Here is a 21,544-nt window from a genome sequence, read left to right as displayed (position 1 = left end):
GCTGAAAACTAAGATAAAGGAGGGCCCCGGAGTGAGGCATTGTGTAAGGTGGTGCCATGCCAGCTACTGCTGTAATGTACCGTGTAAGTGGTAGTATGAACTACATGTGTGAAAGCAACAGTGTTGCCAGCTAACTGATAGGGCGCTCCAAACAAGTCCTCTACAGGGCAGTGGTTGTGCTTTTGCCCTACCTGTGCTTTATGTGTGTCGGTTTGTTCTGAGTGAACGGTATGCGCGTGCGCGTGCAGCCCTGTCAAAAGAGCATCAGGCACCATTGCTCTTATAAAGAGCAATAGAAGTAGCACAGCGATATGTCTCAGAAAACGATTCACGTTACAGTATAAACTACATCAAAGGTAATATTAATTCCAACCCAATTGTAATTACGACATTCTTTAGAGTCCGGATATGGCCTAAGGTTTAAACCGAAGTGTCAATAATAAACATAAATAATGACCTTTACGGCATATTGTTAGGTCAATCAAAAAAAATTCTGACAACCTGTCACAGAAAAAACAACCAAACCACAATGGAACAGGATTTGAAAGCCAGCAAACAGACTATAGACAAGATTCATAACTTTAAAGTATAAACATGGAAGAAAGAGGTAGTATTTCGATCCACACCGAGAATATTTTTCCGATCATTAAGAAGTTTTTATACTCTGATCACGAGATTTTCCTGCGTGAGCTGGTAAGCAACGCTGTTGACGCCACTCAGAAAATGAAGCGCCTTGCTTCTATCGGAGAGTATAAAGGCGACCTTGGCGAGTTAAAAGTGGTGGTGTCTGTAAACAAGGATGCCAAAACCATTACCATTTCCGACAACGGCATTGGTATGACAGCCGAAGAGATCAAGAAGTATATCAACCAGATCGCTTTTTCAGGCGCTTCGGAGTTTGTAGAGCGTTATAAAGAGTCTGGCGGTGATAAGAACCAGATAATTGGCCAGTTCGGTCTAGGCTTTTACTCTGCCTTTATGGTGGCCGAGCGTGTAGAGATCGTTACCAAATCTTATCAGGAGGGCGCAGAGCCTGCCCACTGGACCTGCGACGGTAGCACCGAGTTTGCCATTGCCCCTGCTCATAAAGAAACGCGCGGTACTAACGTTATACTTAACGTAGCCCAGGACTCTGAAGAGTTCTTAGAGCCGGCTCGCATCAAAACTATACTTGAGAAATACTGTAAGTTCCTTCCTGTTGCGGTAGAGTTTGAGGGCGATATCATCAATAACCCGAACCCGATCTGGACAAAACAGCCATCTGAACTAACTGACGAGGATTACAAGAGCTTCTACAAAGAGCTTTACCCGTTCTCAGAGGCTCCGCTGTTCTGGATACATCTTAATGTTGACTATCCGTTTAACCTGACGGGTATTTTATACTTCCCTAAGATCAAAAACGACTTTGAGCTGCAGCGCAACAAAATACAGCTGTACTCACGCCAGGTGTTTATTACTGACGAGGTAAAAGACGTTGTACCAGAGTTTCTTATGCTGCTGCACGGAGTGATCGATTCACCTGATATTCCGCTAAATGTTAGCCGTTCGTTCCTGCAGGCCGACTCCAGCGTGAAGAAGATCAACACGTACATTACCAAGAAGGTAGCCGATAAACTGAACGAGATATTTAAGAAAGATCGCACTGCTTTCGAGACCAGCTGGGAAGATATTAACGTGTTTGTAAAGTATGGCATGCTGAGCGACGATAAGTTCTATGAAAAAGCAAAGGACTTTGTATTGCTGCAAAGCGTGGATGGCAAATATTATACTATAGAAGAGTATAAAGCCCTTACGCAGGCAAACCAGACAGATAAAAACGACCAGTTGGTGCTGCTTTATACTACAGATACCGACAAACAGCATGCTTTTGTAGAGGCTGCCCAGAACCGCGGTTATGATGTGCTGAAGCTGGATACGATGATAGACAGTCACTTTATAGGTATGCTGGAGCAGAAGCTTGAGAAAACCACCCTGAAGCGTGTTGACTCTGAGACTGTAGACAAGTTGATTGAGCGCGACGAAGCCAAAGAAAGCGTACTGAACGATAAGGAGAAGGAAAGTCTGAAAGGCATTTACGAGACAGCTATCGATAACAAGAATATGATGGTAGAGGTTGCTCCGATGTCCCCGGACGATGCCCCGGTAATAATTACCCTGCCTGAGTTTATGCGCCGCATGAAAGACATGAGCAAGGCAGGTGGCGGCGGTATGATGTTTATGGGTGATATGCCTGATACGTATAATGTAACGATCAATGCGAACCACAGCCTGAACCAGCGTATCCTTAACGCTAAAGAAGAAAACAGGCCACGCATTGCGCGTCAGGCTTACGATTTGGCTTTGCTTTCGCAGAACATGCTGTCAGGTGCATCGCTTACAGCTTTCGTGAAACGCAGCTTCGAACTGATAGACAAAGAATAGTAAATTAAATATATACCTACCAGAATAAGGCGGTGCCCTCAGGGTGCTGCCTTTTTAATTAACTGTCCGCTACTCGTGAAACTATCGCGATAGAGATGCAGTTATAGTTGGCGTGTTGATGGATATACAAAATATGTTCATCTTTACGTTATACTTGAAGGCTGAATTGCCCAATGGCTAAATTGTCTGAATCAGGATTTACAGGATTAATGGATACATAGGATTTTCGATGGTCGTAGTTGTAAACTATTTCGTCCTATTTAGTCTCCCCGATCTATAGTTCAGCAATTTATAAAAAGTTACTCACTCAAAATTGATGAAAAGGCATACATCGTATTTGGTTTATAGTTTAGTAACAGGGTTATGTATAATTATCCTGAGTGGATGCGGTGAGCCTAAATGGAACAGCGACTATAAACTGAACCAGGCCCGTTTAAAAGAGAGTGCTAAAACAAACGCACTTGTCTCTGCCGATACCGCAGCCCCGGAAGTAGATGCCAGTTTGTTTGGTGATAAAATAGAGGAGAAGCAGAATAAGCGTAAAAAGAAACGCAACAAACGCTATTTCCTTGGCGAAAAGGTAAGCCGTGGCTTTGTAAAGAAAGGCAAAGGTAGCCGGGAGGAGATCGAGACATTCAGTTACCTGCCGGTATACAAAGAGCCAAACCCCTATGCACCGCTTAAGTATTTCTACGATACCAAAAAGAAAGTAATTTACCGCACCAGCGCCGACGAGGTAGATCCAGGCAGATATAAAGTGCTGCATGGCCCCTATGAGAAAAAGTATGGTGGCAATACTGTTGAAGAGGGCTACTATTACATAGGCACCAAGCACCTACGCTGGGAGAACTACAGAAGAGGCGATGAAGGTATCCTGACTAACAAGCAACACTACGAAAAAGGATTTCAGCGCGATGCCATAGTTACTTATTACGATGGCGGTAAAAAAATCAAAGAAATAATGCCTTACGAATACGGCCAGGTACAGGGCACTTATTACCGTTTCTACGAAAATGGCGAACTGGAATGGACCGGAAAGTATGAGAAAGGTAAAAAGGTGGGCGTCTGGATACAGCACTACGATTTCAGGGGCCGCCGGCATTACGAATACCAGTACCCAGAGACTGCCTATGATAAGCCATTTGAGCCATACCTGATAAAAGAGTATGACCGCCACGGCACGCTTATTTACGAGAAGGATAAATTTGATAAACGCTCACAGGCTCAAAACTAATAAAACGCGTCTTCGATGTGGTGTATCTCCTGTTTTGGGGCAAGCGTAATAGCTATAATATCAAACCTGATCTCCTTGTCCCAGCCAGTCTGGTAAATGTATTCTTCAGCCGCTGCCAGTAACTGCTCTTCCTTTTTAGCACCAACAGCCATCTCCGGGAAGCCGAAAACCGCCGTCGTTCTCGTTTTTACTTCTACAAACACCAGTACATTGTCTTGTGAGGCAATAATGTCTATCTCTGCACGCCTATACCTGTAATTTCGCTGCAGTATAGTATACCCCTGCTCTTGCAGGTAGTTTGCAGCAGCCTGTTCCCCATCCTGGCCTGTTCTTATGTGGGTGTTTGTTTGAGATGCCATCTAAAACTCGTAATTTGCACCAAGCTTGTGAATCAGCTAACAAGTATAATAATATAGATAAGAGCTTATATTACAGGCTTGTATTAGGTTTCTTCAGCTTGAACAAGATGGGTATTTATACTTGACAACCCGATTAAAGTTAAGGCTTGGAAGTTATACAACAGCTGTGGCCTGTAACTTAATGTTTGGGTAAAATGCCTACAACAAATAACGTATACGGTTGTGTTACAGAACAAAAAAATACAGTTTAAGCACCTTGGGCTGATTGATTATAAAGAGGCTTGGGATTACCAGGATAAGGTATTTACTGGTGTGCTGGATCTTAAAGTACAAAACCGTAAGGCTATGCCTGAGGAGCAGGTACAGACACCTAATTACCTGTTGTTTTGTTCTCATCCGCATGTATATACATTAGGTAAAAGTGGGCACGAATCACATTTGCTGATAAACGAGGAGGGCCTTAAAGCCAGGGGGGCCACTTACTACAAGATCAACCGCGGCGGCGATATTACGTACCATGGCCCGGGCCAGATTGTGGGCTACCCTATCCTGGATCTTGAGAACTTTTTTACTGATATACATAAGTACCTGCGCCTGCTGGAGGAGGCTGTTATACTTACACTGGCAGAGTATGGTATAGAGGCTGGCCGAATTGCAGGCTTAACTGGTGTGTGGCTGGACCACAAGGCACAACTAAACCCACGAAAGATATGCGCGATGGGCGTAAAGTGCAGCCGCTGGGTAACCATGCACGGGTTTGCCTTTAATATAAACGCCGACCTCAATTACTTCGATAACATAGTGCCGTGTGGCATTTCAGATAAAAAAGTAACCTCGCTTGCAAAAGAACTGGGTCGTGAAGTGCCAATGGCAGAGGTAGAAGAAAAACTAAAGAAACACATAGCCGCTTTGTTTGAGGCTGAGATCACAGAATAATAAACATGAAAAAGGATATTGATTTTGGCTCGGTAGAAGGTATTGCAATAGCTATTGCCACCGAAACAAATGAGCAAGGCGAAGCTGTCTGGAATGTATACTTGTTAAACAATAATGATTATCCGCTGGAGAATGTGCTTATAACCTCAAAGGGCTATGGCATTCTGGACGGCAACGAAGTAAAGACCTCTGTACTTCGGCATATGTTTGAGCGTGTAGAGCCTAAAAGCTCTGTGAAGATAGAGCCTATCGACCCTGCGATTTTTCATATCAACAATGAGTATTGGGTTAGCTACTATATCGACAGGCAGATATACGACAAGAAATTTGTTTTCGTACCCGGCGCTATCACAGAAGAGAACCTGATCGACATTGGAATGCTAAAGTTGCGGGGCGTGCTGCACTCTTAACTTACAGCTGCCATAGATATAAAATTGAACAAAAGTGTTGTTAAGAGGTCCTATATAGGAAATGTAACGTTTATTAATTTACTTTAAAGTACTGCTTAACCCTGCCCATAACTTTATGGATCAACAACTACTCCCCCTTATACTTGCATCCAGTTGGGCTTTCCTTATAGCTATATTTGCTGTGCCCTCTATTATAAGAGTGGCGCATTTAAAAAACATTCTGGATCTTCCTAACGGGCGTACTATTCACGCAGAGTCCACGCCAAGGCTGGGAGGCGGAGCCATGTTTGCCGGTTTTATGTCGGCACTTACTATTTTCTCAGATCTTAACAACGGTGTGCAGCAGCTGCTGGCTGGCTGCATCATGCTTTTCTTTATAGGTCTTAAAGATGATCTGATAAATATATCTGCTTTAAAAAAGTTTGCCGTACAGATTCTGGCCACGGGCATTGTTATTTTTATGGCAGATATCAGAGTAACAAGCTTCCAGGGTATTTTTGGTGTGGGGGAGTTGGAAATAGGTACTAGTTACGCCTTTACTTTTATAGTGGTGATTGGAATAACCAATGCCATTAACCTGATAGATGGCCTGGATGGCCTCGCCGGCACGCTGGTAGTCATCGCAGCCAGCACGTTTGGGGTTTACTTTTTCTTGCTTGGCGGCGCTGATTACGGGAATTATGCCACAGTAGCTTTTTGCCTGGTGGGGGGTATACTTGGGTTTCTAAGGTATAACTTTCGTAAAGCAACCATTTTTATGGGCGATACAGGTTCTTTATTGTGCGGATTTATTCTTTCTGTACTGGCTATTCAGTTTATTGAGATGCGCGTAGTTTCGGCTGCTCCATCTGTGGCGCTGGGTGTCTTGTTCATCCCGCTTTTCGATACGATTCGCGTATTCCTGATACGCATCCTTAAGGGTTCCTCTCCGTTTGTGCCAGACAAGAATCATATACATCATAATCTTTTGGGTATGGGTTTGTCACAAACAGGTACTGTATTAGTGTTGGCTGCCATTAATCTGGCGGTTATCTTGTTTGTTGTAGCATTCGGCGCATGGGGTAATTTTAATGTGTTATTGGCGTTGTCTGCCTTTTCTGTGCTGTTAAGTATATTTTTAGGAGTTTATAAATCCCGTGGTGCGCAGAGTGTTTCTAAAGCCTAAGGCAGGTTATTTATATTTTGCCTTTTTAATTGCAGCTCTGCTTAACCTGTTGCCAAAAACAGCAGCGCAGGTACTGCCATTAGAGCAAAGCAATACCTTAACCAGTGAGTGGCTCGTGTACCAGAGTGAGACACAGGAGTTGGTTCCCTATGTAGCTAGTGTGCACTCAAAACAGCGATCATTACACCAGTGGGTTACAATAGCGCCCTCTCAGCCCTTTCTGATCGGATTTACGGCTCAAAAGGATTTAAGCCTTTTTCTGAACAATAAATTAATTTTTAAAGCCGACTCTACTGCAACATATAAACTTAACCTGTCAGCTTTTGTAAGCGATTTGAAACCTGCAACGGGTAAAGTGTTGCTTACAGTGTGGCACCCATCGCAGCAGCCTAACATAAAAGGGTTTTACAACGATGTGCAACAGATAAGTCAGGATAAAGAGCCGGGGCAGCGCCCACTTTCTATCCGGATTCGGGACTACGTTAATCAGAATACATTTATAATTTTCCTGCTTGTTATTGGACTTGTGTATGGGTGGTTGCGAATGAATTATCCTTCCGATTTTCAGGCTTTATTTGATGTAAGAGCTGGCGGGCGTACTAATCGACTTGATGAGGGTGTATTGGCAAAGCCTATTAGCTCGTGGTCAAGTATCCTGTTTATATTAGCATTTTCATTGTCTTTGGCGCTGCTTATTGCGGCCATTCATACTAATGTGCAGCATATCCGGCTTTTTAATCGTTTGTTCCCGGTATCAGAGGCGGATATCACAACCAAGATCAGCCTTTATACTTTGGTAATATTCGTTTTTATAATAATTAAATACCTTTTTCTGAAGATCATGGCTTATATCTTTGGCTTAGAAGAGGTAGTAGAGGTACAGTACAGAGAGTTTATAAAAACTCTTCTTTTCCTGGGCATTTTCCTGCCTTTTGTGATGCTGTTGTATCTTTCCATGAATGCTTACATCCCAGAGATTATTTTAATGGTGTCTAATGTGCTGGTATCGTTACTGTTGTTGCTTGCTGTGCTGCGGGTGTTTGTAGTAGTAAATAAGAAAGCTACTGTACTAAATTTGCATTTATTTTCATACCTTTGCGCCACGGAAGTAATTCCGCTGGCAATCGTGTTGAAATTAATTGTTTTTAGTTTCTAAAAACACAGTTTGCAGCGGTAGCGCAGGTGAAAGTTTAAAAACCGCATTTATTATATGGCTGAAAGTAAAGAAAAGGGAAGTGCAAACCCTGAAAGACACAAGATTCCTATAAAGAGTATTCTGGTTACACAGCCACAGCCTACCACAGATAACTCTCCATACTTATCAATTGCAGAAAAGTATGATATCAAAGTAGACTTCAGAGCTTTTATTGAGGTAGAGCCAGTGCCTTTCAAAGAGTTTAGAAAGGATAAAGTAGACATACTTTCGCATACTGCTGTTATTTTTACAAGCCGTAATGCTGTAGATCACTTTTTCAGGATCTGCCAGGAAAGCAAAATCGAGATGCCTGCCGATATGAAGTACTTCTGTATTTCTGATCAAACGGCTTACTATCTGCAAAAGTACATTACATTGCGCAAGCGCAAGTTGTTTGTTGGCGAAAAAACGGCTAAGGATCTGTTTGAGGTGATCAAGAAGCACAAGAACGAAAATTTCCTGTTCCCATGCTCTAACATCCGCAAAGAGGATATTCCTGAGTTTTTGCAGGCCAACAAGATAAAGCACTCAGAGGCTATTATCTATAAGACTGTAGCAGCTGACTTGTCAGACTTAGATGATGTAACGTATGATTGCCTGGCATTTTTTAGCCCATCTGGTATAACATCTCTTTTCATCAACTTCCCGGACTTTAAGCAAAATAATACGCGTATAGCTGCATTTGGTCCTACAACTGCCAAGGCAGTAAGAGATGCAGGCTTGGAGCTGGATATTGAAGCACCTATGCCAAATGCCCCTTCTATGACAGGCGCAATAGAAGTATACATTCAGAATCAGAAAAAGAAGGAGACGAAAAAATAGTTATTTAACGTAACTTTTATTCAGGTTTTACTTAATATTAAAACGCAAAAGCTAGTATCGTAAGAATTATACTAGCTTTTGCGTTTTAACGTTAAATAACTATATTTGGTCTAGTGCTTCTCTTTACCGGATCATATAAAATCTTGCCTTCTTGCTATCGCCTATGAGAAAGCTTCTACCCCTTCTGTTGCTGATGCTGTTTTGCCAGACCATGGCATGGGGCCAGCAACAACCGCAGTTCACCCACTACGGCTTTAATGGCATGCAGATAAGCCCGGCTTATACAGGTATAACAAATCGTCCGGAAATAATGTCGATTTACCGCTATCAATGGTTGGGCTATGATGCTACTTTTGATGATGGCGGATCTCCTCAGACATTGCTTTTAACTGCCCATGCTCCGGTGAGGCTGCTGCATGGTGGATTAGGCATAAACCTGATGCGCGACAAAATTGCCAATACTACTTTTCTTACTGCAGCAATATCCTACTCTTTTCATATAAACATTGGTGAGAATAAGCTTGGGCTAGGCATACAGGGTAATCTAAATAATATAAAGAAAGGCAGATACAGAGCCATTGATGAGGGAGATCCGAGTGTGCCTTTTAACACTTCTGACACAAAGTATGATTTGGGAGCAGGTGTGTGGTACCAGTCTGAAACATTTTATGCCGGTGGTGGTGTAACAAATCTTTTAAATGCACAGTATGAGTTCGCAGATTCTGCAAGAGCTGGCACAGGCAAGTTTCTCGGAGAGAACCATATCTATGTGACCGCCGGCTATAATCTGGCGGTTTCCAACAACCTGGAAGTAACTCCTACAGTTCTTTTAAAGCATGATACCGAAACATTTTCTTTTGATGCGGGTACAAGACTCACTTACAGTGAAAAATATTGGGCCGGAGTGAATTATCGACATAAAGAAGCTGTTAGTGCGCTTATTGGATTGTCTTTATTTGAAGATAATGCTTTAAGAGTAGGGTATGCGTTTGATTTCACAACATTTAACCGGGAGGCAAAAGCGCCTACTTCCCATGAAGTTATGGTAAACTACAGATTACCAGAGCCTGTGATCAGGTTTAAGCCCCCAGTAAGAACGCCACGGTATAACTTCTCCAGATAAAAAAATATAACTAAGAAGGGGTAGCTCCATAGTGCTTCTTAGAAAAATGATGTAAAAAAATAGATTCTATTATAATAATAATCAGTTTATTACGGCGTTAAAAAATAATAAATATGTGTCGTGATGAATTGTTTTTTATTTGTTGTTAAACCTTTTATATTTGCTACACTCGAAAAAGTGTATTAAATTAATATTGCTGGAAAAATTTACTTTTTATTACTCAATATGAACAAACTACTTAAGCTGTCTTCCTTCGCTTTGGCGGTAGTACTGCTTGCAAGCTGCGGACTTAGAAGAGGACCACAGGGCGATCTTGTGGGTGTAGATGACCGTCCGGAGTACAATGCTCAGGAAGTGCCTTATGGTATGGTGCCTTGTCCGGGTGGTACATTTCACATGGGCCAGGCCGATCAGGATATAGCAGCTTCTATGGCCAACCTGAACAAGCAGGTGACTATCAGTGGCTTTTATATGGATGAAACTGAGATCACAAACAATGAGTACCGCCAGTTTATCCAGGTGATGATGGAAGACTCTTTAGATGTGTTAGGTGAAGAGTTTGTGATGACTCAACTATATCCAGATACAACTGTATGGGTAAAAGATTTTAGTTACCACATGGGTGATCCCCTGATGGAATACTATTTCTCTCATCCTGCCTTTGATGACTATCCGGTGGTAGGTGTAGACTGGTTTGCTGCAAAATACTTCAGTGATTGGAGAACAAAACTGAAGAATGCTGCAAATGCTGAAGACGGACGTGCACCAATGCCTAAATTCCGTTTGCCAACAGAAGCGGAGTGGGAGTACGCTGCAAGAGGCGGACGCGATATGTCTGTTTTCCCTTGGGGCGGACCTTATCTACGCAATGGCAAAGGCTGCTTGCTGGCTAACTTTAAGCCAGGCCGCGGCGACTATTATAGTGATGGTTTCTCATATACTGCTCCGGTAGCACAATATTTCCCTAATGACTTTGGCCTATATGATATGGCCGGTAACGTAGCAGAATGGTGCGAAGATGCTTACTATGATGCTTCTGTTCCGGTAGTATGGGATTTGAACCCAGTATACAATGATGATAACGAGCCAAGAAAAGTTATAAGAGGTGGTTCGTGGAAAGATATTGCTTATTTCCTGGAAACAGGTACACGTAATTTTGAATACCAAGACTCAGCCAGATCATTTGTTGGCTTCCGTAACGCCATGATCTACTTAGGCAGATCTTCAGGCAGAGAATTCAGATAGTAATTACAAAACCCAAATTTACAAAACCCTATAATCCAATCGTTCACTTATTAATTAAATCAAAATGAGCAAACCTAAAGGTCGCAGCTTTTTATACGACGTATTGATGCCTAAAATTTATGGTATTGGTGCAGCAGTCGTAATTGTCGGAGCATTATTTAAGATCCAGCACTGGGCTGGTGCCGACATAATGCTAATTGTGGGTCTAGGAACTGAGGCTGTTATCTTTGCCTTAAGTGCGTTCCAGCCGCAGCCACATGATCCGGATTGGGCTAGAGTTTACCCTCAGCTAGCAGATGATTATTCAGGAGAGGCTTTGATGGCTCCTTCCGTATCTGGAGGATCTTCATTAACTAAAAAACTTGATGACATGATGCGTGATGCAGATATCACGCCAGATACTATCAACAGCCTTGGATTAGGCTTGAACAGACTTAGCGAAACAACTGCACAATTAACAGATATGAGCCAGGCTACTGTAGCAACTCAGGATTATACTGTACGTGTAAGAGCTGCTGCTGACCAGTTGGATAACATGAACAAGGCATATGCTACAACAGCAGAGGCATTGTCGCACATGGCTGGCTCTACAGTAGACGCAAAAGAGTACCACAACCAGATTCAGGACATGACCAGGAACCTGGGAGCACTGAACGCTGTTTACGAAATGGAACTTCAGGACGCAAATAACCATCTGAAGGCGATGAATAAATTCTATGGCAACCTGACAATGGCCATGGAAAATTTAACTGACGCCAGCAAAGACACAGAACAATTCAAAGAAGAAGTTTCGCGCTTAACGCAGAACCTGCACTCGTTAAACACAGTGTATGGTAACATGCTGACAGCTATGCGTGGTTAATTCTCAGAAGTTCTAAATCAACAAGAAAACAACAGTTAAAGTAGTTAAAAATGGCTGGAGGAAAAGAGACACCACGGCAGAAGATGATCGGTATGATGTACCTCGTACTGACCGCCCTTCTCGCCCTACAAGTGAACTCGGCTATCCTGTTAAAATTCCAGTTCCTCGATCAAAGTTTGATGGGAGTGAACGGGAAGACACAAACAGATAATGCCGGCGTTCTATCCAATATAAAATCCGCTGTAGATAAAGGCGGTAATAGATCCGCAGACGCACGAGTAATGAAAAGTGCCGAGGAGATCAGACAGCAGACCACTGAATTAGTAACATACATTCGCTCATTGAGAGAAGATCTTATTAAGACTACAGGTGGCGTAAGCGAAGATGACCCAAATCAGTATGCCAACCCAAGTGGGGAGGACAAAGTTGCCATGATGATGATTGGCGCGGCGAACAAGAGAAACGGGGAAGCATACAAACTAAAGGATAAGCTAAATGACTATGCTAAATTCCTAAAGCAGTATAATCCAAACACTCCAGATCAACTTGCTTATGATGGCAAAGAAGATCCTGTTGCTAAGAATGACAAATCGCAGAAGAATAAAGACTTTGCAGAGCTAAACTTTGGTGAAACACCGATGGTAGCTGCTTTGGCAGTTCTTTCTCAGAAAGAAAACGAAGTTCTGAAGTATGAAGCAGATGCTTTGCAGCAGCTTGCACAAAAAGTAGGTGCTGACATTATCAAATTTGAGAAGATATTTGCAATGGCCAGAGCTGAGTCTAAGACAGTAGCAGCTGGTACAAAGTATAAAGCGGATATGTTTATCGCTGCTTCTTCTGATGCGATTGTTCCAACAATGAGTTATCAGGGCAAGCCTGTAAAAGTTGTTAACGGCTTAGGTCAGGTAGAGTTTACCGCTTCAGCTTCAAACTATGATGCAGAGGGTAATTCAAAGCAAACCTGGAAAGGTCAAGTAACAATTAACCAGGGCGGGCGCGATACTACGTTTACTGTAACTGAAGAGTACATTGTTGCAAAACCAGTTATCCAGGTGCAGTCTGCAGCGGTTCAGGCATTATACTTTGGTTGTGCTAACGAACTGAATATACAGGTTCCTGCACTTGGTGCAATCTACGATCCTAGCTTTACTGCCAGCGGTGGTTCTGCTATCAAGGGTGCTAAAAAAGGTATGGTAACAATCATCCCTAACTCTACTGAAGTAACAATCAACGTAAATAGTGGCGGCAACGCAATCGGCTCTGAAAGATTTAAAGTAAGACCAATGCCTAAGCCAGAGCTTGTTCCGTTGGTAAATGGCCGCCCAATAGATGTTAAGCGCGGTGTTCCTGCGCAGTCTATCAGAGCAGTAGAAATACAGGCAGTAGCTGATGAAGGCTTCAAACAATTATTACCTAACGAAGCACGTTATAGAGTAACAAAGTGGAGAGCCTACCTTGTAAGAGGAAATTCACCAATCGAAACAGGCGAATATAATGGCCCAACTGCAAACCTGTCTAACTTTGCTGCGAAGGCAAATAAAGGCGACAGAGTTGTAATTGAGGTATTAGACGTAAAACGCCTTAACTATAGAGGTGAAGCCGTTGATGCCAAAACAGGAGATGGAAACTTCATTGTTCCTCTGAACTAAAAAACGATTATTACAGGAGTATGAAATTAGTTAAAGTAATAGGTGTAGCAGCAGGCATTATGTTATCAGCGGGTGCCATGGCACAGCAGGTATCAACTACTGCATCAAGCAATCCTTCAGCAAGACCTATTCCGGAGCATGATGTACTGTTTAAGAAAACAGTATGGCGCAAAATAGACTTACGTGAAAAGCAAAACAGGCCTTTGTTCTCTGAAAACAGAGAAATAACAAAGATCATCATCAATGCTGTTAAAAGCGGAGAGCTTGTAGCCTACAAGACTGACTCTGTAAGCACGCCGATCACGAGAGAGGAATTCATGGCTAACATCACTCCAAAAGAAACAGGCGAGCAGCTAACTGATGAAGAAATTGCTGCCGGCTTTGGAAAGCAGAAGCAGGAAGATGACCCTTGGGGTGCTGCACTAGGTAAAGATGCTGCAGCTGATGCCGCTCCTGTAAGCAATGAGTATTTCCCGAAGCAATTATACCTATTGGAGTTAAAGGAGAATGTAGTGTTCGATAAAAAGCGTTCACGCATGTACCACGACATCCAGACGATCTCATTAAAAGTGCCATCAACGCTGCATCCGCTAGGTATAGAGATGCCAGTTGCAAGCTTTAAAATGAGTGATCTGGTTAGAGTGTTCCGCAATAACCCGGATGTTGCCATATGGTATAATGCACAGAACGATGCCCAGCACAAAAACCTGGCAGATGCATTTGACCTGTGGTTATTTAGCTCATACATCACTAAAATATCTAACCCTAATGATAGAGGTCTTTCTGATATCTACGGCGGAGGTAAAAAAGGCTTGTTAGCTGCTCAGGATGCTGCAGAAGCATTAATTGAGTACGAATACAGCTTGTGGAGCTACTAGTACAAAAAGTATAAATCAAAAAAGGCGACTTGCAAAAGTCGCCTTTTTTTTGTAGTATAAGCAACTATAAAATATACAGTAAAGGAAATTAAGAAGATGTTTCCTGAGATCTGAAATAGTTGAAAAGTATATCCGCCTTTGCTTTGCCAACCTCAGTTACGAGTTCATGGTGCGAAAGCTCCTTTAATTTTTTAACAGATTTATACTTTAAGAGCAAAGCCTCGGCAGTGGCAGGGCCAATGCCTTTTACATCAGTAAGTTCTGTTTTAAGGGTGCCGGCATCGCGTTTGCTTCGATGAAAAGTGATGGCAAAACGGTGCGCCTCATTGCGCAGGCGCTGAATAAGTTTAAGAGACTCCGATTTTTTATCAATGTATAGAGGCAAGCTATCACCGGGGTAGAAAATTTCTTCCAGCCGCTTAGCGATGCCAATTATAGCAATCTTACCATAAAGGCCTAATTCTTTCAAAGCCTTAACAGCCATACTTAGCTGTCCTTTGCCTCCATCGATAATAATTAACTGCGGCAAAGGCTGCTTCTCGTTAAGCAGGCGCTTGTAACGGCGCGTCACAATCTCATACATCGACTCAAAATCATTTGAACCAATTACTGTTTTAATGTTAAAGTGACGGTAATCTTTCTTGCTAGGCTTGCCATTTTTGAAACAAACCATTGATGCAACCGAATTGTCGCCCTGAAAATTGGAATTGTCAAAGCACTCGATCTGGCGCGGAAGCTCTGTGAGGCGGAGGTCTTTCTTCAGTGTCTCTAGCACGCGGATCTCACGTTGGTCGCTGAGGTCTTTATTCTTCTCCTGTCGTCCTTCGCGCTCTTTGCGCAGATACATGGCATTCTTTAGCGATAAATTGATCAGCTTTCGTTTGTCACCTATCTGCGGTTGAGAAACAGTGAGGTTGTCTAAAGGCAAATTAACCTCCAAGTTGGTGACAATTTCTCTGGAAGTGCTTTCAAACTCCTGGCGTAGCTGTACAATTACAGAAGCAAGTATATCAGCATCATCCTCCTCAAGCTTTTTCTCTATCTCAAGTGACTGTGTAAGTATAATAGAGCCATTCATAACTTTAAGGTAGTTAAGGAAGGAGCATTTTTCGTTACTCGTAATCGTAAACACATCAATGTTAGTGAGAGTATTACTCACAATGGTAGACTTTACTTGAAAATCTTCGAGCATATCAAGCTTCTGCTTATACTGATGTGCCAGTTCATACTGGTAGTCTGCGGCGGCAGCGGCCATTTGCTCTTTAAAATAGTTTTTGGCTACAGAAAGGTTACCGGAAAGTATATTTCTGATCTGAGAAATATAGTAGTTATACTGTGTCTCATCTTCCAGGTTTTCACAGGGCCCCTTGCAATTGCCTATATGGTACTCCAGGCATACTTTGAATTTACCGGCAGCAATGTTTTCTGGAGACAGATTATATGTACAAGTACGAAGCGGATAAAGTGTCCGGATCAGGTCTAGCACCACATACATAGTGGTAACACTTGGGTAGGGCCCAAAGTAACGCGAGCCATCGTTTATCTTATTGCGTGTGCTGATAACCCTTGGGAAGCGCTCGTTAAGTATACAGATGTAAGGGTATGTTTTACCGTCCTTGAGAAGGATGTTATACTTGGGCTGATACTGCTTTATGAGATTGTTTTCCAAAAGGAAAGCATCTGCCTCAGTGTCTACAATGGTAAATTCGATGTGCCTGATCTGGGAGATCAGCTTGAGCGTTTTTTTATTATGCTGGGCAGAGCGGTTGAAATAAGAGCTGACGCGCTTTCTTATATCAACTGCTTTGCCTACATAGATAATGCCTTTTTCGTCGAAAAATTTATAGATGCCGGGTTTGTGCGGCAGGTGTGATATCTGTTCCTTCAGCTTTTCGTTGGCTGGCATAGAAAATCATAATTAGAAATCTGCGTCCAAATCAATTTCGGTTGGCATATTCAAAAACTCATCCTGCTGAGACGAATCGATAGGCACACCCTGGTTATACTTAGCACAATCTAATTCTACAGATAAAGGCGCCAAAGGTTTAGGAAAAGCATCTTTCGATAGATCCAGTGATTTATCAGCGTATACTTTCTGCATAAAGGCGCCGTACACTGGCATAGCCAGTTTATTACCCTGACCTAAGGCAATGGTACGAAAATGGATAGAACGGTCTTCGCCGCCAACCCAGGTGCCGGCAACTAAATTTGGCGTAAGACCCATAAACCACGCGTCAGACTGGTTTTGGGTAGTACCTGTTTTAGCACCAATCTCATTTTTAAGGCCGTTTCTGTGGCGCAGTCCGTAATAAGCGGTACCACCTGGCTCGGCAGCTGCTTTTAACATGTGAACCATCAGGTAAGCCGTTTCTTCGCTAAGTGCCTCTACGGTTTTAGGAGCAAACTCAGCAATTACGTTACCATGCTTATCTTCGATGCGGGTTATAAAGTTAGGTTCAACCCATGTACCTCCGTTAACAAATGTGCCATAAGCTCCAACCATATCGAAGAGGGAAACATCGCTGGTACCAAGCGCTAATGAAGGTGTAGGATCTAGTGCCGTAGAAATACCCATGCGCTTAGCTGTTTGAACCAGTGTTTCAGGGCCGAGCTTGTTTACCAGGTAAGCAGAAACAGAGTTGACAGATTCTGCCAAAGCTTTACGGAGCGTAAATTTCTGGCCACTATACTTGTTGTCTGAGTTTTTAGGACACCACATGTTGCCATCAGGAAGAGGCACACATACTTGCGCATCTATAACCTCATAACAAGGGTAGTAGCCATTCTCGATAGCAGCAGTATAGAGGAATGGCTTAAAAGTAGAACCCGGCTGGCGAATACCCTGCTTTACGTGGTCATACTTAAAGTGCTTGTAGTTAACACCACCTACCCAGGCTTTGATGTGACCTGTTTGCGGCTCCATAGCCATAAAGCCAGCTTGCAGGAAATGCTTGTAATACTTAAGTGAATCCATCGGGCTCATTTCTACATCCTTCTCCCCATCCCAGGTAAAGATGCGCATCGGTACCTTTTTGTTCAGGTAATAATTGATAGAATCCTGGTTGCCGTCGAAGCGCGCATTCAGGCGGCGATAGCGCTCAGTTCGTTTAATGGCTACCTCCGGGAAGTTTTTGATCTCTTTATTGTCACGGTCTACCCATGGGTTACGCCCTTTCCAATGTTCAAAGAAAAGCTTCTGCTGGCCTTTCATGTGTTCTGCCATCGACTCTTCAGCATACTTCTGCATACGCGAGTCGATGGTGGTGTATACTTTCAGTCCATCAGAGTAGAGATCGTAGCCATTTTCGCGGCACCACTGCAATAAGAATTTGCTAGCTTCGGTTCTAAAGTATGGCGCTAAACCAATATTCTGGTTTTCTACGCTATAATTCAGTTTGATATCCTCTTCTTTTAATTGCTGAAACTGCTCTTCCGGCATAAAGCCATACTTTACCATCTGGGCCAGTACAGTATTTCTGCGGCGCTTAGAGTTTTCAGGGTTAAATTTAGGGCTAAAGGCAGTTGGCGCTTTTAACAAACCTACCAATACAGCAGACTCCTGTACTTCCAGTTCCTGTGGTTTTTTGTTGAAGAAGGTTTTGGCAGCTACTTTAATACCAAAGGCATTAGAACCAAAATCTACAGTATTCAGATACATCGTCAGGATTTCGCGCTTGGTGTAAGAGCGTTCTAGCTTCACGGCCATAATCCATTCCTTTGTCTTGAGTATCAGCATGCCAATGCCGGGCACGCCGTTAAGTACACCATTGTTCAGTTCATCGCTGCGTGTATCGAAAAGGTTTTTGGCTACCTGCTGTGTTAAGGTACTACCGCCGCCTTTACGGTTACCGGTAATAATACCTGCTGCTACACGAAGCATGGCCTGCGGGTCAATGCCGGCGTGTTCTTCAAAGCGCACATCCTCTGTTGCGACAAGTGCGTTAACCAGGTTATCCGGAAGGTCTTCGTAATCTACAGGAGAACGGTTTTCACGGAAATACTTGCCGAGCATCACATTGTCAGCAGAATATAGCTCCGAGGCGAGTTCACTTTTAGGGTTTTCGAGGGTGCGCAGGTTGGGTAGCTCCCCAAATAAGTTAAGGAAGTTTATACTTACTGCATATACATAAAGTATAAACACCGCAAAGCCACCTAAAAACAGCAACCAGAGTGTAGATGCTATTTTAGGAAAGTATGATTTCGGTTGAGGTTCAACTGCTTTTTGACGCGTAGTCATGTATTAATAATTGTTTTTATAGAAGGTCAGGTATGTATCCAGGTCTTTCTTCTGCAGGAATTTCTTATAATTTGCAGATGAAATAACAAAGGTAACGAATTCTACGCCTCTAATTCTACCTATCGGCGACTGGGGTGCTTTTTGTTTTACAGCAAATGCCTGCGCCTGCTTTGCATCGGCAAAAGAACGCATCACCAGCATTGTTTTATCCGCAGAAAAAGCAGCAGAGTCCATACTTAATTGCTGATTTTTATAGTAGGTGTTGTTATACTTTTCATACTTTGGCTGCACATCCTTAAAAGCTGGTGCAGAAGTAGGGTATAACAAAACAACATAAAAAGCAGAATCCGCAGCAGCCTCATACGCCATCGGATCTACGGGCGGAGCAGTAGGCGTTGGCAAACTAACTGAATCGGCAGGTGCAGTTGCCGGTTGCTCTGTTTTATTCTTTGAGGTTTGCTTCGGCTCAGGTGTAGCTATCTGCGCTGTAGTGTCGGTTTTATTAGCTTGCTCTGGTGTTGTAGCCGCGGGCATTACCTGTGGTGTTGCCTTTGCAACAGATGCTGTGGCTGTAGAAGCAATTTCTGTGCTAACTTTTTGTTCAGGTGTTAAGGTATTGCCCGCTTTTTGCTTTGGCGCAATAGCAGATGGCGCATCACGGCGTAACTCGTTCTTCTGCTCCAGGCTTTGGTAAGTAGCCAGCAACTGGTTTGCCTGAGGCATTAAAGGGCTGTTCGGATATTTTTTCTTAAAGCTGTTTAGCTGGCTATAGAGTTCCTCGGGCTTTTTAGTGCGTGCCGTTATCATCACCTCCAGGTAAGCCACTTTATCTTGTATATCATTAAGCGGATACTGGCTTACCAGTTGGTTTAAAAGGTTTGTCGCCCTGGCAAATTCAAACTCCCCGTAATGGGTATACGCTGAATCATATAGGGCACGTGCTTTTAAGTTATCCGCAGCGTTCTTAGACATAAAGTCTGAATCGTCTATAAGGCGTGCAAAAGTGGTGTTAGGGTACTGCTGCTTTATTTTGTTATAGTATACCTGTTGCTGCTCTTTATTATCAGCTTTGCCATACAGCAAGTATAAACTATAGTAGGTTTCTGCGGTGTGCTCTGAGTTCGGGAAGCGCTTCAGCAACTCTTCAAAAGCCTCTGTAGCTTTCTGCGGGTTTCGCAGTTTCTGGCTGTAAATGTTGGCAAGCCTGAAGTAAGCATCCTCCACTTCTTTTTCAGAGCGCATCATGTCAGCTGTGGATAAAGGAATATCCTTCAGATACTGCTGCATCTGCATTTGATTTCGTTCGGCTGCGCTCATTTGCTTCTCCGGCGAGGTTAAAGGCGCGCGTGCAATCTCAGCCTGATTAGTGCTGCCGCTTTCGCCACGAGCACGTATACGCCAGAAATCCTGTAGTGGTCTGTCTCCCCAGCGGCGTGTAAACTCCGACCTTGCCGAGGCCATAGCAGTTGGGTTATCAAAATACCAAACACCTCCTACCGTAGTGTTATCCTGAAAACCACTGTTGTTGCGACGGTTTCTGTTAGCGCCAGTGTCTTGCTTGTTATCCTTTTGAGTTGCAGCCACCTGCCTTGCCGAATCCTGCCGACGCTGCTCTTCCTGGCGCTGGATAAGTTGCTGCAGGTAATCTGTACGCTCGGCCTCGCTCATGCGTGCAATGCGCTGCAGGCTGTCCTGAGTCTGAATAGTGGAGAATTGTTTTGCAAAATCAGCCAGGATGTCGCGGCGTTCTGCCACGGCCTCGTAGCCTAATGCAGTTTGCGGGTATACTTGTGTGGCACTGTCGTAGTAAACGGCTGCCAGGTTATACTTGCTCAGGTTATCAAAGTATACTTCACCAGCCGACACATAGCTATAGGCTTTTTGGTTTTGCAACGTGCCAGGTGTTCTAAGCGACTGATCCAGGTAAGCAAGGGCTTTGTCGTAGTTTTGCCGGCGAAGCTCAAACTGCGCCATTTCATAGTATATCTTGTCGCGGTATTCGATGTTTTTATCGTCCTTTAGCAGTTTTTTATAATAATTGGCAATACGCTCTGTGTCCTGCTTGTCTTCCAGTTCCGATACTTGTCCTAAATTTAACCTGCTAAAAAAGCCCAGATCGTAAGGTGGGTTGCGGCGGAGAATTTTGCTGTATTGTTTATAAGCCTCTTTGTCCTGGTTGGTAAGCTGGTAAAGTTGCGCCAATGTAAACCTGATGCGCGACTGTTCGTCTTTATCATCAAAGTTAGGAAGAGAGTAAGCCAGGTTGTCCATAACTGCGGCTGTGTCGCCGAGTATACGGTGGTATTGAGCACGGGCTAAGTATAACTCTCGCGCATTGTCTTTATTTAAACGCTCTTTTCTGAGATACTCCGATACTTGCTGGGCGTTGTCCATCTCGCCGGTTTGCAGAAAAGTGCGCATAAGCCACACCAGCGCTTCGTGCCTGTCGCTGGCATTTTTGCTGGTGGAGTTTACATACTTAAAAGTGCGGGAGGCCTCACCAAAGTTGAGCTGGTAAAAGTTAGCCTGTCCTATTAATATGTAGCAGTTATCAATCCACTTGCTGTTTTTGTGGTATTGAATCGGGAAAGACGCTTTCTTAATCACATCCTCCAGCTCAGGGGTAAGTGCTTTAGCAGTGGTAGTATCTATATGCGGGTAAATAGGCAGTACCTGGTTATAATCGTACTGCATCCCTTCCTGTAAGCCATTTTCTATAACAGCCATTTTCTCCTTTGCCAGAAAATAGCCGTTGTAGCGTGCCGTGGTGTTATGGTAGGTTTTGCTAAGCGGATTTTTACGCTCAACAGAGCAAGCTGCCAGCAAAAGCCCAACCAAAAGGAAGCATAAAAAAAGGTGGTTCTTATTCAAGTTAAATCAGGGGCAAAGGTTTTGATGCTATATTAAGTATAAACGTAGTGGCTACATGGTTAAGTATAGCTTACCAGTACGGTAAATATAATATTAAATAAGCTGCGGATTCTGGTTATGGTAACTTACTTATACAA

At 43.3% G+C, this 21,544-nt stretch carries 17 protein-coding genes; 12 read left to right on the top strand and 5 right to left on the bottom strand.

What is annotated here, in order from left to right; genetic code table 11:
- Nucleotides 1–8: 8 nt before the first annotated feature.
- A complete protein-coding gene (locus K0O23_RS08005) occupies nt 9–332 on the bottom strand; it encodes a hypothetical protein (protein ID WP_219876891.1) in 324 nt (107 codons plus the stop codon).
- Between the two features lie 262 nt (nt 333–594).
- Here K0O23_RS08005 and htpG point away from each other — a divergent pair, with 262 nt between their 5' ends.
- Together htpG and K0O23_RS07995 are read left to right on the top strand one after the other, a co-directional pair.
- Nucleotides 595–2,421 carry a molecular chaperone HtpG gene (htpG, locus tag K0O23_RS08000; protein ID WP_219876890.1) on the top strand — a complete coding sequence of 609 codons (1,827 nt, stop codon included), beginning with the start codon at nt 595–597 and terminating at the stop codon, nt 2,419–2,421.
- 316 nt (nt 2,422–2,737) lie between these two features.
- The gene (locus K0O23_RS07995) at nt 2,738–3,655 is read left to right on the top strand and encodes a toxin-antitoxin system YwqK family antitoxin (RefSeq protein WP_219876889.1); all 918 of its coding nucleotides are present in this window, start codon (nt 2,738–2,740) and stop codon (nt 3,653–3,655) included.
- Here K0O23_RS07995 and K0O23_RS07990 read toward each other — a convergent pair.
- Nucleotides 3,652–4,014 (bottom strand): YraN family protein, encoded by a 363-nt coding sequence (locus tag K0O23_RS07990; protein ID WP_219876888.1) that lies wholly within the window; start codon nt 4,012–4,014, stop codon nt 3,652–3,654. The two genes, K0O23_RS07995 and K0O23_RS07990, sit on opposite strands and share 4 nt — an antisense overlap.
- A gap of 222 nt (nt 4,015–4,236) precedes the next feature.
- Between K0O23_RS07990 and lipB the strand changes: the two genes are divergently transcribed.
- The 10 genes from lipB (at nt 4,237) to porN (ending at nt 14,299) form a co-directional block, all read left to right on the top strand.
- Complete coding sequence (gene lipB, locus K0O23_RS07985) at nt 4,237–4,950, top strand: lipoyl(octanoyl) transferase LipB (protein WP_219876887.1); 714 nt, start codon at nt 4,237–4,239, stop codon at nt 4,948–4,950.
- Nucleotides 4,951–4,955: 5 nt separating this feature from the next.
- Nucleotides 4,956–5,360: a hypothetical protein gene (locus K0O23_RS07980; RefSeq protein WP_219876886.1), complete on the top strand. Its 405-nt coding sequence runs from the start codon at nt 4,956–4,958 to the stop codon at nt 5,358–5,360.
- Nucleotides 5,361–5,475: 115 nt separating this feature from the next.
- A complete protein-coding gene (locus K0O23_RS07975; protein WP_219876885.1) occupies nt 5,476–6,525 on the top strand; it encodes an MraY family glycosyltransferase in 1,050 nt (349 codons plus the stop codon).
- Nucleotides 6,526–6,574: 49 nt separating this feature from the next.
- On the top strand, nt 6,575–7,681 hold the full coding sequence (locus K0O23_RS07970; RefSeq protein WP_246596993.1) for a DUF4271 domain-containing protein: 1,107 nt from the start codon (nt 6,575–6,577) through the stop codon (nt 7,679–7,681).
- 54 nt (nt 7,682–7,735) lie between these two features.
- A complete protein-coding gene (locus tag K0O23_RS07965; RefSeq protein ID WP_219876884.1) occupies nt 7,736–8,542 on the top strand; it encodes a uroporphyrinogen-III synthase in 807 nt (268 codons plus the stop codon).
- A gap of 163 nt (nt 8,543–8,705) precedes the next feature.
- Complete coding sequence (locus K0O23_RS07960; RefSeq protein ID WP_219876883.1) at nt 8,706–9,665, top strand: PorP/SprF family type IX secretion system membrane protein; 960 nt, start codon at nt 8,706–8,708, stop codon at nt 9,663–9,665.
- Between the two features lie 225 nt (nt 9,666–9,890).
- Nucleotides 9,891–10,910 carry a T9SS ring complex lipoprotein PorK/GldK gene (porK, locus tag K0O23_RS07955; protein ID WP_219876882.1) on the top strand — a complete coding sequence of 340 codons (1,020 nt, stop codon included), beginning with the start codon at nt 9,891–9,893 and terminating at the stop codon, nt 10,908–10,910.
- 64 nt (nt 10,911–10,974) lie between these two features.
- A complete protein-coding gene (gene porL, locus K0O23_RS07950) occupies nt 10,975–11,772 on the top strand; it encodes a type IX secretion system motor protein PorL/GldL (protein WP_219876881.1) in 798 nt (265 codons plus the stop codon).
- 50 nt (nt 11,773–11,822) lie between these two features.
- Nucleotides 11,823–13,421: a type IX secretion system motor protein PorM/GldM gene (gene porM / locus K0O23_RS07945; RefSeq protein WP_219876880.1), complete on the top strand. Its 1,599-nt coding sequence runs from the start codon at nt 11,823–11,825 to the stop codon at nt 13,419–13,421.
- Nucleotides 13,422–13,441: 20 nt separating this feature from the next.
- Complete coding sequence (gene porN / locus K0O23_RS07940; RefSeq protein ID WP_219876879.1) at nt 13,442–14,299, top strand: type IX secretion system ring subunit PorN/GldN; 858 nt, start codon at nt 13,442–13,444, stop codon at nt 14,297–14,299.
- A gap of 88 nt (nt 14,300–14,387) precedes the next feature.
- Here porN and uvrC read toward each other — a convergent pair whose 3' ends face one another.
- From uvrC to porW, 3 genes are read right to left on the bottom strand one after another with little or no spacing between them, the layout of a single operon-like run.
- Nucleotides 14,388–16,205, bottom strand: coding sequence for an excinuclease ABC subunit UvrC (gene uvrC, locus K0O23_RS07935; protein ID WP_219876878.1), 1,818 nt, complete (start codon nt 16,203–16,205; stop codon nt 14,388–14,390).
- A gap of 12 nt (nt 16,206–16,217) precedes the next feature.
- The gene (locus K0O23_RS07930; protein ID WP_219876877.1) at nt 16,218–18,536 is read right to left on the bottom strand and encodes a penicillin-binding protein 1A; all 2,319 of its coding nucleotides are present in this window, start codon (nt 18,534–18,536) and stop codon (nt 16,218–16,220) included.
- 3 nt (nt 18,537–18,539) lie between these two features.
- Nucleotides 18,540–21,407 carry a type IX secretion system periplasmic lipoprotein PorW/SprE gene (porW, locus tag K0O23_RS07925; RefSeq protein ID WP_219876876.1) on the bottom strand — a complete coding sequence of 956 codons (2,868 nt, stop codon included), beginning with the start codon at nt 21,405–21,407 and terminating at the stop codon, nt 18,540–18,542.
- Nucleotides 21,408–21,544 lie beyond the last annotated feature (137 nt).

Source organism: Pontibacter aydingkolensis (assembly GCF_019443125.1).
Classification (GTDB): domain Bacteria; phylum Bacteroidota; class Bacteroidia; order Cytophagales; family Hymenobacteraceae; genus Pontibacter; species Pontibacter aydingkolensis.
This window is presented reverse-complemented; position numbering and strand designations above follow the sequence as displayed.